The organism is Alteromonas sp. RW2A1 (genome assembly GCF_001886475.1).
Taxonomy (GTDB): domain Bacteria; phylum Pseudomonadota; class Gammaproteobacteria; order Enterobacterales; family Alteromonadaceae; genus Alteromonas; species Alteromonas hispanica.
The window spans coordinates 3,992,283-4,007,624 of the sequence record NZ_CP018031.1; the positions used below are offsets into that span (position 1 = coordinate 3,992,283).

General features: G+C 44.9%; 11 protein-coding genes. 7 read left to right on the forward strand and 4 right to left on the reverse strand.

Translation table 11 applies throughout. The features are described 5' to 3' along the window. Nucleotides 1-68: 68 nt before the first annotated feature. The 4 genes from BM528_RS17595 (at nt 69) to envZ (ending at nt 4,638) form a co-directional block, all read left to right on the forward strand. Complete coding sequence (locus BM528_RS17595; RefSeq protein ID WP_071980954.1) at nt 69-977, forward strand: phosphoribulokinase; 909 nt, start codon at nt 69-71, stop codon at nt 975-977. A 225-nt stretch (nt 978-1,202) separates the two neighbouring features. Continuing rightward, a complete protein-coding gene (locus tag BM528_RS17600) occupies nt 1,203-2,330 on the forward strand; it encodes a DUF2855 family protein (RefSeq protein ID WP_071980955.1) in 1,128 nt (375 codons plus the stop codon). Between the two features lie 227 nt (nt 2,331-2,557). Further along, nucleotides 2,558-3,280: an osmolarity response regulator transcription factor OmpR gene (gene ompR, locus BM528_RS17605; RefSeq protein ID WP_071980956.1), complete on the forward strand. Its 723-nt coding sequence runs from the start codon at nt 2,558-2,560 to the stop codon at nt 3,278-3,280. Between the two features lie 32 nt (nt 3,281-3,312). After that, nucleotides 3,313-4,638: a two-component system sensor histidine kinase EnvZ gene (gene envZ / locus BM528_RS17610; RefSeq protein ID WP_071980957.1), complete on the forward strand. Its 1,326-nt coding sequence runs from the start codon at nt 3,313-3,315 to the stop codon at nt 4,636-4,638. A gap of 26 nt (nt 4,639-4,664) precedes the next feature. Here envZ and BM528_RS17615 read toward each other — a convergent pair whose 3' ends face one another. The 4 genes from BM528_RS17615 to hslR all read right to left on the reverse strand — a co-directional run bounded on the left by BM528_RS17615 (nt 4,665) and on the right by hslR (nt 10,586). Then, on the reverse strand, nt 4,665-7,073 hold the full coding sequence (locus tag BM528_RS17615) for a TIM-barrel domain-containing protein (protein WP_071980958.1): 2,409 nt from the start codon (nt 7,071-7,073) through the stop codon (nt 4,665-4,667). A gap of 256 nt (nt 7,074-7,329) precedes the next feature. After that, nucleotides 7,330-8,892 (reverse strand): phosphoenolpyruvate carboxykinase, encoded by a 1,563-nt coding sequence (locus BM528_RS17620; protein ID WP_071980959.1) that lies wholly within the window; start codon nt 8,890-8,892, stop codon nt 7,330-7,332. A gap of 368 nt (nt 8,893-9,260) precedes the next feature. Further along, nucleotides 9,261-10,160 (reverse strand): Hsp33 family molecular chaperone HslO, encoded by a 900-nt coding sequence (gene hslO, locus BM528_RS17625; RefSeq protein WP_071980960.1) that lies wholly within the window; start codon nt 10,158-10,160, stop codon nt 9,261-9,263. 21 nt (nt 10,161-10,181) lie between these two features. Beyond that, nucleotides 10,182-10,586 carry a ribosome-associated heat shock protein Hsp15 gene (gene hslR / locus BM528_RS17630; protein WP_071980961.1) on the reverse strand — a complete coding sequence of 135 codons (405 nt, stop codon included), beginning with the start codon at nt 10,584-10,586 and terminating at the stop codon, nt 10,182-10,184. A gap of 128 nt (nt 10,587-10,714) precedes the next feature. Between hslR and gspC the strand changes: the two genes are divergently transcribed. The 3 genes from gspC (at nt 10,715) to gspE (ending at nt 15,341) form a co-directional block, all read left to right on the forward strand. Next, nucleotides 10,715-11,641, forward strand: a complete 927-nt coding sequence (gspC, locus tag BM528_RS17635) for a type II secretion system protein GspC (protein ID WP_071981397.1) — start codon at nt 10,715-10,717, stop codon at nt 11,639-11,641. A gap of 90 nt (nt 11,642-11,731) precedes the next feature. Beyond that, complete coding sequence (gene gspD / locus BM528_RS17640) at nt 11,732-13,777, forward strand: type II secretion system secretin GspD (protein ID WP_071980962.1); 2,046 nt, start codon at nt 11,732-11,734, stop codon at nt 13,775-13,777. A 1-nt stretch (nt 13,778) separates the two neighbouring features. Then, entirely contained in the window at nt 13,779-15,341 is a 1,563-nt protein-coding gene (gspE, locus tag BM528_RS17645; protein WP_083595337.1) for a type II secretion system ATPase GspE, read from the forward strand. Nucleotide 15,342 lies beyond the last annotated feature (1 nt).

The window sequence follows — 15,342 nt, forward strand, 5'->3', positions numbered from 1 at the left end:
GCAGTACCCTTGATTCTTATCGCACATCGGCTTATAACTAGTCACTGTCATTTCCAACAAGAAATCCTATGTCTGTCAAACACCCTATTATTGCTATAACAGGTTCATCTGGTGCGGGAACAACCACCACGACCAACGCCATACGCCACATTTTTAGAAATTTAAATGTGAACGCTGCGGTGGTAGGCGGCGATAGCTTTCACCGCTTCACACGACCTGAAATGGAAGTAGAAATTCGTAAGGCACAGGAACAAGGTCGACATATCAGCTATTTTGGGCCCAAAGCGAATGACTTTGAACTGTTGGAGTCTGTGTTCAGAGAATACGGAAGTTCGGGCACCGGACAATTCAGACAATACCTGCACACCTTCGATGAAGCCGTACCATTTAATCAAATGCCTGGGACGTTTACTCCATGGCAAGATTTACCAGCAAATACTGACTTGCTGTTTTACGAAGGCCTTCACGGTGGCGTGAAAACTGACGAAAATGATGTGGCGAAACATGTCGATTTACTGGTGGGCATGGTACCTATTGTAAATTTAGAGTGGATTCAGAAAATTGTTCGCGACACCACAGACCGAGGACACTCACGAGAAGCCGTAATGAGCAGCATAGTACGCGGGCTAGACGATTACTTTCATTACATTACCCCTCAGTTTTCTCGCACTCATGTGAATTTTCAACGGGTGCCTACGGTAGATACATCAAACCCATTTAGCGCCCGAGAAATACCCACTCAAGACGAAAGTTTTGTAGTAGTGCGGTTTAGACGTGAAATGAAGAACGTAGACTATCCTTATCTGCTTAAAATGATAGACGGTGCCTTTATGTCCCGTATTAATACCCTTGTTGTTCCAGGTGGTAAAATGGGCCTTGCTATGGAGCTTATTCTGTCTCCATTGCTTGAAGATATTTTAAACAAAAAGCGCCGCGCAGGGCATCAAATGGATTGGTTGAATTCAGACGAGGAATAGATCTCTTCGTCCGGCTATAACGCTACAGCAGTTATTCACAGGTATTAATAGCGACGGCCATTTTCCCTTCATTCATTTTGAATAATTCCTACTGTTATTTTAAAGATTGATGCACACCAAAGCGTGCATATACATTTTCTATAACAATATATTAACAATGACAAGTAGCAATACAATTTCAACTGCGTCATGGTATTCCTAAATCGGGTCTTTAGGATAATTTTCATGACATCAGCACATTCAAACCCTATCGTTTCTTCTGTCATATCTTCTACTCAAATATGGCTAAACCAAAAGCACCTCAACGAAACCAAAGTGGTTGAGGTACCGCTTAATGCCGAAGAACTTGGCGATGATGAGCTAATTCTGGAAACAGACAATTTTGGGTTTTCAGCAAACAACATTACCTATGCTGCGCTGGGTTTTAAAATGGGCTACTGGGGATTTTTTCGCGCTGAAGAAGGTTATGGCATCGTTCCGGTGTGGGGTTTTGCAACGGTGAAAGTGTCTCGCCACCCTGATATTCAAGAAGGCGAAAAGGTATTTGGCTACCTGCCTATGGCCAGTCACTGGGTGATAAAAGCAGGTAAAGTAGCGCCTCATGGTTTCTCTGATATTCATGAGAACCGCAAAAGTATTAGCCCAGTATACGACCAATACCTTCGCTGCAGCGCCGACCCTGGTTACGATGCAAACCGTGAAGCGTGGCAGCTTAACTTTCGCCCCCTGTATATGACGTCTTTCGTGCTAGACGATTACGTGGCAGAGCTCTCTAAAGGCGAGTCGTTACTACTTTCAAGTGCATCAAGCAAAACAGCGCTGGGCACTGCACAACTGCTAAAAGATCAAAAAGAACAACGAAGCGCAACCTATAAAGTGATCGGGCTTACCTCGCCATCTAATGTAGAAATGGTGAAAGCCACCGGCTGCTATGATGATGTTGTTAGCTACAACGAACTGGAAAAACTGGATAAAACCGATACCTTTTGGCTTCTAGACTTTGCAGCTAACGGCACCTTGATTAACAACATTACTCACGCTATTGGCGATAAGTTGAGTAAGGTTTCACTCATTGGCGCAACCGACTGGGAAGCCCAAGAAAAACCCAACCCTAAATTACTTGATGCAGAAATTTTCTTTGCACCTTCCAGAGTAAAGCTGCGCCAAAAAGAATGGGGACACGATGTGTTTCTCAAGAAATACGCCATGGCGTGGCAGAGGTTTGCGCAAAAGGTCGACAACACTTTTTTCGAGCAAACCCATGTAGGGACTGACAACATTATCGCGCTATACAAAGAAACACTAAACGGCAACGCCGACACAAAAGCATTAAACGTGGTGTCGTTTAAATAACGCTAACTACTAAGAGCAGTTCTTTAGGTGCCTAGATCTTTAGGAGCACGGACCTTTAGGAGCGCGGACCTTTAGGATCTTAGCTCCTTAAGTGCTTGTCCCTTTTCGCCCTTTTTATCGGTTAGACACTATTTGTAACAAACCCCCTCCTCATTTTACATTTTCTTGCTTTTGTATTTATCGCCTTGTGGTTATAGTGAAACAAATGTATTACCAAGGGTATGTTCATGGGTCAGGAAACCTCAAAGATTCTCGTTGTCGATGACGATATGCGCCTTAGAAGCCTATTAGAGCGCTATTTACTAGAGCAAGACTATCAAGTCCGAAGTGCCGCAAATGCCGAGCAAATGGACAGATTATTAGAACGCGAAAACTTTCATCTGATGGTGCTAGATCTTATGTTACCTGGCGAAGACGGCCTTTCTATTTGCCGTCGTTTACGTCAAACGGGTAATGACATACCTATTATTATGCTTACCGCCAAAGGTGATGAAGTAGACCGTATTATTGGTTTAGAAATGGGTGCCGACGATTACCTTCCGAAGCCGTTCAACCCTAGAGAGTTACTTGCACGAGCCAAGGCAGTTTTACGAAGGCGCAGCAGTGAAGCACCGGGTGCACCGTCAAAAGATGTGCAGATTATTGAGTTTGGTAATTACACATTAAATTTAGCGACTCGAGAAATGACATCTGGCAGTACGCCTTTAACGCTAACTAGCGGCGAATTTGCGGTGCTTAAATCGTTAGTTACTCACCCGCGAGAGCCGCTTTCTCGAGATAAACTTATGAACCTCGCTAGGGGTAGAGACTATAGCGCGCTTGAGCGTAGTATTGATGTACAGGTATCTCGCTTGCGCAGAATGCTAGAAGAAGATCCAGCCAACCCTCGCTATATTCAAACCGTGTGGGGGTTAGGTTACGTCTTTGTGCCCGATGGCGAGCAAGTGTAGTCGTTAAATTGAGTCGTTAATGTGAGACAAGCATGCGTATAACACCAAAAAGTGCTTTTGGACAAACTGTCTTATTGATTGGTGTTTTGCTGCTAATTAATCAAATAGTGTCGTACATTTCCGTTACTTACTATTTTATACAGCCTAGCTATCAACAAATTAATAGTTTATTAGCGACACAAGTAAAGTCGGTATTAGCTAACGACTTATTGGTAAGCAATCAAGACACTCGCACAGCCTATTACAAAGACACGCAAGTTAATGTATTCGATGAAAGCGTAGCGCGAAAAAATGGGTTAGACACAGCTGTTTACTATGGCTTCATGTCTTCTCAAATTAGTGAAAGCATTAATCAACTTGCCGACGTTCGCATAAGCACCGAGTCGCAAGCCAGTGATGAAAGCGCTCCCTATACCGTGTGGATTTCTCTTAATCGCTACCCTGACACTTGGATATCCATTCCCATTTCAGGGTTAAATGAAGCCAACATTTCTCCTCTTACGATGTATTTAATGGTGATAGGTATTTTGAGCGTTGCCGGTGGATGGTTATTTGTAGGACGAATGACACGGCCGCTATCAGCATTACAAAAAGCGGCTATTGCAGTAGGTAAAGGCGAACATCCTTCTCCTTTGCCTGAACAAGGCAGCACTGAAATGATTCAGGTTACCCGGGCGTTTAATCGTATGAATCAGGGTATCAAGCAACTCGAAACTGATAGAAATGTGATGACAGCCGGAATTTCACACGACCTAAGAACGCCGCTAACCCGTATCAGGCTTGCCTCGGAGATGCTGCCAGAAGATCAGGACTGGATTAAAGACGGCATTGTGAACGACATTGAAGATATGAATGCCATTATCGATCAATTTATCGATTATGCCCGTTATGACACTGAAGAAGTTACCCAAGAAACCGATTTAAACTCTATTATTGCCGACCTTGTTCAGGCAAGACAACTTGACGAGAAGCATCATATAGAGCTTCAGCTAAACTCGCTCCCCATGCTGCCTTTAAGAAGAGTCGCGATGAAAAGGGTTATCGATAACCTGATTGAAAATGCATTCAAATACGGTTCTGACGACATCGCCATTAGCAGCTTTTACAACCGCCATGAGAAGCGCGTGTATTGCAAAGTACGAGACTTTGGGCAGGGTATTCCACATGCCGATTTAGACAATGTATTTTTACCCTTTGCTCAAGGTGATAAGGCGCGGAACTCATCAGGCTCCGGCCTTGGGCTGGCTATTATTAGGCGAATCATTGAAGCCCACCACGGCGAGGTTTCCCTGCGCAATCATCCACAGCAAGGCCTAGTCGCCGAATTTTTCATTCCCTTTTCACCAATAAAAGGTTAACCCAGTACATCAATACTGGCTTGGACTTAGTTTATCGTAATATCAACAGCTTGCTGGTAGGTATATGGCACTGTGAACGTGAGCGTTTGCTTGTTCTCGTTCCAGTTGAAATTGGAGTTTCTACCATTGACACGCAAGGTTTTAGGCGCGTCTTCAAAACCGTGAACTACCCACAAAAATTCGCGCTGTTGTGGCATACCAATGTAGCTACCATCACTGTTTATCGACACCATTACGCTACTATTTCCTTTGCGCAAGGCTTTAAACTCGATAGTAGCAAAGGTGTTTTTGTCGACTGAATGGGGGCTTTTACCGTTATCCTCATAAAACGTATAGCCTGAAGACGCAACTGAATTGTCAAACCAGTAATGCATGGTTAAGCGTGAAGGGTCGTAATCTTCGGTGCGGCTCAATCCTTCTGACATAGGGATAAAGCTGCCCGCTTTTACCCAAACGGGAAAGTTATCGTCCCGCAGAGGATACGCCACCTCTTGATCGCCAACGAAGCGCTCGCCTGAGAAAAAGTCGAACCATACGCCCTCTGGTAATAATGCATCCCACTGAGACTGCTTGGGCTGCGTGACCGGCGATACCAACAGTGCATCGCCCCACATATAGCTGTCGGCATGATCGAACCATTTATCATCAGAGTAAACGTACGAGAGTGGACGCATTAACGGCGAACCGCTTAATGCATTTTCAAACGCTAACCCATAATTGTACGGCAACATGGCGTAACGTAACTTTATAAACTCCCTTACAATAGACTTTACCGGGTCGGGGTGGAAAATAGGCTCAGGCGCAATACTGTCTTGAGCATGCGGCCTGAAAACAGGGGTGAAGGCACCAAACTGTAACCAACGCGTGTAAAGTTCTGGGTCGAAGGCATCGCCTCCTGCAAAGCCACCTAGGTCGGAATGTGTGTAGGCCAGACCAAAAATACTCATTTGTAGTGCCAACTCTACCTGAGGCGCGAGTCCTCCCCAACTTCTGCTTACATCACCAGTCCATGGCACCATTCCGTATCGCTGACTTCCAATAAACCCAGAGCGCATGAGCACAAACGGACGGGTTTCTGGCTGTAGCTTTCGCAAATTGCTATAAACCAACTTTGCCCATTGGTGCCCATAACCGTTATGTAATGCTTTCGCTCGTACCGGTTTAGAATCCCATAGGTGAATGCTGTCATCTGGGTGTACTTCTGGTTCGCCTAAATCTCCCCACCAGCCTGCTACGCCTTGAGCAGCAAGCTTTTCGTAGAACTGCCAAAACCAGTCTTGGCCTGCCTCGCTAAATACATCTACAAGCCCAGTATTGCCAAAATAGAAATCGAACGTGTAAGGCGCTCCATCCGCTTTTTTTACCAAGGCGTCGTTTAATACCGCACTTTCCCATTGTGCTGAAGAAGTGAGGATAAAAGGCTCTGTTATAAGCACAGTTTTTACATCTTGCTGTTTTAGCTGCGCTATCATTTGCTCAGGTTCTGGAAACGCAGCATTATCCCACTGTAAATTTCCCATATGGCCTTTAACGTCTTTACCAAACCAGTAAAGGTCCAGCACCACAGCGTCGACAGGAATATCTTGCTGATTAAACGCGCCAACTACATCTATTACCTCTTGCTGACTTTTATAGCCAAAGCGAGAGGCAAAATTTCCCAACAGCCATCTTGGCGGCAACGGCTGCTTACCCGTTAGCGAAACCGTTTTTTGCACCGTATCGGCCACACTTTCACCAAGCACTATTACATAACTAGCCCTACCGCCGTCAGCTTGAAACAACAACTCATTGGTATTGCTTGCACCAATGTCTAGGGTTCCCGACGCGGTATTATCAAAAAGAACGGCATAGTGCTTAGAAGACATCACAGCAGACAAACCAAAATACATCTGACTTGACGATGTGGTGTAGCCGTAATGTGCTTTGTTATAGAGCGGCATCTGCTGGCCACGACGATCCATACCTAAAACGCGCTGCCCCCCGCCATAAATTTTTTCTGAATCATCTAAGGAAAACGACGCTGAAATTCTTTCGCCTTGCACTGATAGGCCTTTTTGCTCTTTCACCACTTGCTTCCCGTTCATGAGATACGTCATGCGATGGGAGGCTTTATCAATATTGACGGTAGCATTTTGCCAGTTCAACGAAATAGTTGTAGGGGTGTCCTCTACAGTAGGGTTGATATCTTCGCCTACAGTAGAGTGAGCTAACGCCATACTTGGCAAATTAGCATATGCTTTGCCACTATCGTCGGTTTTAAGGGTAACCACAAAGCTGTTTGTTGCCGCAACAGACACGGTAAAGTCGCTTGTGTCGGTATTCACATGCAGCGTATTTCCCTTTAACACATAGCCAACTATCTCAGCGTGTAATAACGAGCTAAAAAAGGCTGATAACAAAGCTAAAAGCAAAAACGGCTTGGTGGATCTCAACATTTTCAAACCTTAAAATGTGTAAGTGCATGGTACAAGCTCGGTGCAGGGTAAAAGACCGTTTGCCTACGCACTAAAAAGTCAGTGGAATATTGATGATACCGAGGCCGAATACCAAACAAAATAAACATACGTATTCATAATGTAAAAATTGTTAAAAAAAAGCCCACGGCTATGCGTGGGCTTGGCGTTTTTGTTTGCTACTGCTCTAAGCTAGTTCTGTTAACTAACTTTTTTCATATGAGAAATCTTAACCGTATCAGTTTCCTGGACCGGCTTTAACGATTGCATCACTCACATCGTATTTTTCAAAGTTTTGCTGGAAGTCATTTACTAAATTAGCCGCAAATTCTTCGTAGCGTGCTTTATCTTCCCACGTATTCTTAGGAACAAGTAGGTTTGTATCAACACCAGGAACTGCAACAGGAACATCCAGATTGAGTCCATCAATGTGCTGAGTTTCAACATTTTCAAGTTCACCCGAAACAATGGCGTCGATAATGGCGCGAGTAGTGGGTATATCGAAACGGCTTCCTGTTCCGTATGGCCCGCCAGTCCAGCCCGTATTCACCAAGAACACTTTTGCACCAAACGATTTCACGCGCTTTATTAGCAGTTCTGCATAAACGCTTGCAGGACGGGGGAAGAAGGGCGCGCCAAAACACGTAGAAAATGTAGATTCGATATCGCTTGTAGAACCGATTTCCGTAGAGCCCACTTTCGCAGTGTAACCACTGAGGAAATGATAGGCAGCAGCCTCTTCACTCAACACAGATACTGGAGGTAATACGCCGCTAACATCACAGGTTAGAAAAACTACAGAGCGTGGCTCACCACCTCTATTTTGTTCAACGCGCTTTTCAATGTGCTCTAGCGGGTAAGCGGCACGCGAGTTTTGGGTAAGCGATGTATCTGTATAAACCGGTGTGCGTGTTTCATCAAGCACAACGTTTTCTAAAATGGTACCAAATTTGATTGCACCCCAAATTACCGGCTCATTTTTTTGCGACAGATCGATGCATTTTGCATAGCATCCACCCTCAATGTTAAATACGCTGCCCGGAGCCCAGCCGTGCTCGTCATCGCCAATAAGGAAGCGCTTTGGATCGGCAGACAATGTGGTTTTTCCCGTGCCTGACAAACCGAAGAATAAAGTAACATCGCCTTCTTCACCCACGTTTGCCGAACAGTGCATAGGCAGAACATCTTTTGCAGGTAGCAGGAAGTTTTGTACCGAGAACATCGCTTTTTTCATTTCGCCGGCATAACGCATGCCCGCGATCAACACGCGTTTTTTCGCAAAGTTGATAATTACGGTGCCATCGCTGTTCGTACCATCACGCTCTGGCACGCACTCAAACCCAGGTACATTGAGTATTTGCCAAGGCTGCTCGTCTCTTGTATTCCACTGCTCTGGAATAATGAATAAGTTGCGGGCAAATACATGCTGCCATGCAGTCTGCGTACGAACCTCTAAAGGTATCGCGTGCTCTGGATCTGAACCCACCTGCAAATGCGATAAAAAGTGCTCTTGTGATGATAGAAATGCGTCAACGCGATCCCATAATGCATCGAACTTATCTGCGTCGAAGGGCTTGTTCACTTTACCCCAATCGATTTCATTCTCGCTTGAAGGCTCTTTAACAATAAATCTGTCGTTAGGAGAACGCCCTGTTCGCTTACCCGTTTCAACAACAAGCGCGCCATTCTTATCGAGAACGCCTTCGCCACGTTCAAGGGCTCGCTGAATAAGCTCGGCAGAGGTCAGGTTAGTGAGAGGTGTAACTTTCAGATCCGTTTGAATTGATGCAGCAGCAGTCATAGTGGTTACCTTTTATGTAATATTTCAAAACGCCTTACAAAAAAGTACCACCATGACAAACCCAAAGTAAACAAGGCCTATTGAGACAAAAACCAGAACGAAACCGAATTAAAATGAGTTAACTTTCACAAATATTGTTATTTAATTACAAAAAAACGTTTTCCCCGCAAATATAACAATTAAATTGGTATTACCTTCGTTATTTATATTCACTTTTCGCCACTTAACCGTTGGAAAAATTTTGAAAAAAGTTGAGATTTACATGCAGAGAAAAAAGCGAGGAAGCAAGTGACTACCAACACATTGACCAGTGATCACTTTTTAACCACTGGTCAATTGCAGTACAATTTAAGAGACTTCTAAAACATTTACTGATTCGTAGAGGGGCTATCAAAATTACCATTGTGGATAGCTTCCACATCAATCCTGTCGAATCGGTACTCAACATGGCAATACTGACAGTTCATTTTTACCGCCCCTTCTTCTTCGATAATAGAAATAAGCTCTGCTTTTTCTACATGTCGAAGTGCTTCTGCGCTGCGTTCTTTTGAACAGGTGCACGCAAATGATACTGGTTTCGGCTGATACACTTCTACCTCTTCCTGGTGATACAGGCGGTAGAGTATTTCTTCAACTGACAGCGTGAACATTTCCTCTTCTTTTAACGTTTCCGTTAATTTACTGATGTGCTCAAAGTCGTTGGCAGCTGACACATCTGTTGCACCGGCCTCGGCTGGCAATACTTGCAGCAAAACACCGGCTGCTTTTGCATTTTGTGCATCTTGAAGGTCTGTCATCAGCTGAACTTTTGTAGCAAGCTGTTCAGATTGCTGAAAGTAGCCTTCTATACATTCTGCCAAACTGGGTTTATCCAGTGCTACCACGCCTTGGTATCGCTCACCTTCATCTGGTGTAATGGTAATCACTAATACCGCTTGAGTGAGTAATTCAGAAAAGCTAGTTGGCAACGTAGCTAAAGTCTCATCCCAGCGCGCAACACCACGAAGGGTTTGATTATGTGTCGCATTCACTACCGCGTAACTTACTGGCCCTTTGCTTTGTACCTGTAGCGCAATTTCACCTTCAAACTTTAATGTTGCGGTGAGTAATGAGGTTGCCGCCGCCATTTCACAAAGCAATTGTTGAATCTGAACGGGGTACTCGTAGCTATGTACAATATTTTTTAAGCTGTCGTTAAGACGAACTAGCTCGCCACGCACGTTAGCTTGAGTAAAAAGAAAGCGGTGTAATTGGTCGAAGTCGCTCATAATAATCCTGTTTACAGCGTGTTACTGCTGTTTAAATTTAATAATCTGTCGTCGCTGCTTTTTATCAGGCCTGTGATCGGGTTTCGGGCTATGAAAGGCATTGAGTTTTCGCGCCGCCTGGTTTTCTTCACGCTTTGTTACACTTTCAGGTGTCTCTTCGTAAAGTTGCTGTGCCAGCGGTGCACTCAACCGTTTATCGCTTACACCCAGCACTTCAATGTCGCGATTATCAAAGCCCGAGGGAACTAAAAGCCGTGCACCAACCTCTACGTTTCTGCTTGGTTTAGCCCGCTGTCCGTTGTAGTGAACTTTACCCGACTGCACCATGTCTCGTGCTATCGCGCGAGTTTTAAAGAACCTTGCAGCCCACAGCCACTTGTCCAGCCTGACACTTTGTGTTGTATTGTTGCTATTCGATTGGTTCATATAATAATTTCGTAACGGTGTTGCTCTAGAGTTGTGACCCTAACCTTTACTAGGCTATTATGGGTCGCCAAAGCGCGGTTAACCAAAAATTTAACTTAATTTTAAAAAGCAGTACCATCAGTGGCAGCATGACATTCAATAAACCCAATCCACAAACCCTGGTTGTTTTTGTGAACCAGCATCAAAAACAACTACACACCCTTGTAGTGGTTCTGCTAAGTCTGTATTTAATTGCATTCGCAGCCAAACTTATGTGGCAGATTATACCTGAACCACAATTATCTGCGACACCTACCACAGCGCGTATCGCCCCTGTGAGTACGTCGAACGGCAGAAGTGGGGTCAACCTAAGTAAAATACAACAGCTTAATCTATTTGGAGATGCCGCAGCCGCCCCCAAAGTAGAAACCATCGAAAAAGTAACAGACGCTCCAGAAACTCGCTTGAATTTAACGCTTACTGGGGTAGTTGCAAGTACGGAAAAAAACTCGGGCACCGCGATTATTGAAAACAGAGGCAGCCAAGCCGTTTATGGTTTAGGTGAAAAAATTGAAGGTACTAATGCAACGCTTCAGACTGTATATAACGACCGCGTTATTATAAGAAACGGAGTAAGAAACGAAACTTTGATGCTAGACGGTATAGATTATGAAGAAGCTAACCGCAGGCGAGAACAACTAGCTCGCCAACAGCCTTCACCGGCGCGCAACAACAGTGATGATGAAGAACAAAGACTTAGTGGCGAAGCGCTAGAAGCTACCGCTGCGTTGCGAGACAGCCCCGCTAATTTCACCGACTATATTTCGATATCTCCTAAAATGGAAGACGGCCAATTAATAGGTTATCAAGTAAGTCCCGGCAAAGAACCTGCGCTGTTTGCGTCGGCGGGTCTTCAATCAGGAGATGTTATTTCACAAATTAACGGTTTAGATCTTACTGATTTACAACAATCGCAGGCGGCGCTATCTGAGCTTCGCAATTCGCAATCAATAGAATTAACCATTATTCGCGATGGAAGTTATACCACGCTGTATCTCGACTTGCCTGAGTCATAAAACTCTTATAACAAACTGACATTATTTGCAGTTAGGCAAGAAGCGTGGCTACAACGGCTATAGGCAGATTAAGAAATAAAGGAAGTTAGAATGAAAAGGCGCACAAGCCAAAAACTATTATCTCGCTTAATCACTTCGGTGTGTTCAGCGCTTCTGTGTGTCTCGGTGACCGCCGCCGAATACATGCCTAATTTTAAAGATACCGATATTAATGAGTTCATCAATATCGTGGGCAAGAACTTAGAGCGAACGATTATTGTCGACCCTAATGTACGCGGCAAAATTAGCGTGCGTAGTTACGATATGCTCAGCGAAGATCAGTATTACCAGTTTTTCCTTAACGTGTTGCAAGTTTATGATTTTGCTGTTGTTGAAATGCCAAGCGGCATTTTAAAGGTGGTGCGTTCTAAAGATGCAAAAACATCAAATATCCCGGTGGTTGAAGGGGCGCAGCAAGACGGTGACGAATTCATCACTCGCGTTGTGCCTGTTTACAACGTTCCGGTTAGAGAACTAGCCCCCATCCTTCGCCAACTTAATGACCAAGCCGGCGGCGGAAATGTAGTGAGCCACGACCCATCAAACGTAATGATGCTGACCGGTAGAGCTGCTGTTGTTAACCGTTTGGTTGAAATAATTGAACGTGTAGACCGTGCCGGTGACGAAGAAGTTGAAATCGTAAAGTTACGCTATGCATCAGCGTCTGAGATGGTGCGTATCATCGAAAGCATTAATAAATCGCAGGGTAAAGCAAATACCGGTGCTAAATCTGACCCACGTGTAGTAGCAGACGACAGAACGAACTCCGTCATTGTGAGCGGCGACGTTAAAGCGCGCCAGCGACTCATCACCCTTATTCAACGCATGGACCAAGAGCTTGAGTCTAACGGCAATACCCGAGTGCTTTTCCTAAACTACGCAAAAGCAGAAGACATGGTAAAAGTACTTCAGGGTGTATCAGCAAGTATCCAAGCCGAAGTGCAGGGCAGCACAAACACTTCTTCGCGCCGCTCTTCGTCAAATCGCGATGTCAGTATAGACGCCCATGAAGACTCAAACGCCATCGTAATTACCGCAGAACCCGATATGATGCGCTCACTTGAAGAAGTGGTTCGTCAACTCGACATTCGCCGCGCTCAGGTGCAAGTTGAAGCCATTATTGTTGAAGTATTTGAAGGTGACGGCACAACCCTTGGCGTGCAGTGGGTGTCAGAAGAAGGCGGCGGCACACAATTTAATAACGGCGTTATACCCGTTGGCTCTCTTGGTGTTGCACTACGCCAAGCTGAAGATAGAGAAGTAAATCGTACTAACGTCACGGCAAACGGCGAAGTAGTTACCTCAAGCGAAACGATAGAAGGTGATTTCACTGCACTAGCCAGCCTCCTTGGCGGCGCAAACGGCATGATTGCCGGCATTATTGAAGATGGCTGGGGTGCGGTTGTTCAAGCGGTGAGTACAGATACTAACTCTAATATTCTTGCTACTCCTCACCTTACCACAATGGATAACGAAGAAGCCTTCTTTATTGTCGGTCAGGAAGTTCCAATTATTACGGGTACAACAACAGGTGACAATAATTCAAATCCATTCCAAACCGTAGATCGTCAAGAAGTGGGTATAAAGCTTAAAGTCACTCCACAAATAAACGAAGGTGATGCAGTTCAACTGCTAATTGAACAAGAAGTTTCAAGCGTAAGCGGCGCAACATCGGTAGATATCTCTATCAACAAGCGTGAAATCAAAACTACGGTTATTGTTGATGATGGCGGCACTATTGTACTTGGTGGGTTGATAGATGAAGATATTCAAGAAAGTGTGTCAAAAGTACCGCTTCTAGGTGACATTCCAATTCTTGGTAACCTGTTCAAAACCACCTCTACCAGCAAGCGTAAGCGCAACCTAATGGTATTTTTAAAGCCTACGATTGTTCGCGACGGCGCCACAATGAACTCTATCAGCCATAGAAAGTACAATTACATTCGTGCGCTTCAGCTGAAACGCCAGCAGGACGGTGTGTCGTTAATGCCAAACTCAGATACACCGACAATGCCTAATTGGGATGATGAACTGTCGCTTCCCCCTTCTTTTGAAGAGTATCTAACTGAGAAAGAAAATAAAGAAGGTAATGAGTAGTATGTCAGGGCAAGACGAACAACTTACTCAGGCACTCGAAGCACAAGAAGAAGTACTAGAGGCAATGGGCGAAGATGATCTTCCAGAACAAGAAGATGGGCCCAAACAGCTTTCTTTTAGTTTTGCAAAGCGAAACCAAGTGCTGCTGGAAGTAAACGAAACTCCTGCTGTTTTGTATTTTACCGAGAACACACCGTTTGACGTATTTGCTGAAGTGCGCCGCTTTTATGGCGAGCCTTTTGTGCCTAAATCGATACCCGCCGATGAGTTTGAAAGCTTTCTTACCACCGCTTTCCAGCGGGATAGTTCGGCTGCTAAACAGCTAATGGAAGATTTAGGCAATGAAAGCGACCTGTTTGCCCTTGCCGAAGATTTGCCTGATACAGAAGACTTACTTGATAGTGAAGACGACGCGCCAATTATCAAGCTGATTAACGCTATGCTTGGTGAGGCAATAAAAGAAGGTGCGTCCGATATTCATATTGAAACTTTCGAAAATCAATTGGTCGTACGCTTTCGTGTAGACGGTGTATTACGTGAAATACTGCGCCCTAATCGCAAGCTATCTTCCATGCTGGTGTCGCGAATTAAAGTTATGGCGAAGTTAGATATTGCCGAAAAGCGAGTACCTCAAGATGGGCGTATTACGCTGAGAATTGCGGGACGAGCAGTAGACGTTCGTGTATCTACCATGCCTTCTAGCCACGGTGAGCGAGTAGTACTGCGTCTTCTAGATAAAAATAATGCGCGCCTAAACCTTGAAGATTTAGGCATGACGTTAGAAAACCGCAATCACTTTTCTACGTTAATTAGAAAGCCCCACGGCATTATTTTGGTTACAGGCCCTACCGGTTCAGGTAAAAGTACCACGCTTTATGCTGGTCTTAGCGAGATTAACTCTCGAGATAGAAATATCCTTACCGTTGAAGATCCTATCGAATTCGATTTACCCGGCATTGGGCAAACTCAGGTTAACCCTCGTGTAGATATGACCTTTGCAAGAGGTTTACGTGCCATATTACGTCAAGATCCAGACGTGGTAATGGTGGGTGAAATTCGAGACATTGAAACCGCCCAAATTGCTGTGCAAGCCAGTTTAACCGGTCACTTGGTACTATCCACGCTGCATACCAATACCGCTGCTGGCGCCATTACGCGATTAGAAGATATGGGCATTGAGCCTTTCTTACTCTCGTCGAGTTTGCTTGCTGTACTATCGCAACGCTTGGTTAGAACCTTGTGCGAAGAGTGCAAACAGCCTCACACGCCAGATGCATCACAGCTAGAAGTATTAGGCTCTGCTGCTAATGCCGACACGGTTATTTATACGCCCCGCGGATGTGCTGCTTGTAATCAAACCGGCTATCGCGGTCGAACGGGTATTCATGAACTACTGCTTGTTGACGAACGAGTACGGGAAATGATGCACGAAGGGGTGGGTGAACAAGCTATCGAACGTCACATAAGAGCCACCACACCTAGCATACGAGAAGACGGCTGTAGAAAAGTGCTGTCTGGGGTAACCTCCCTTGAAGAAGTATTACGAGTAACGAGGGAAGACTAAT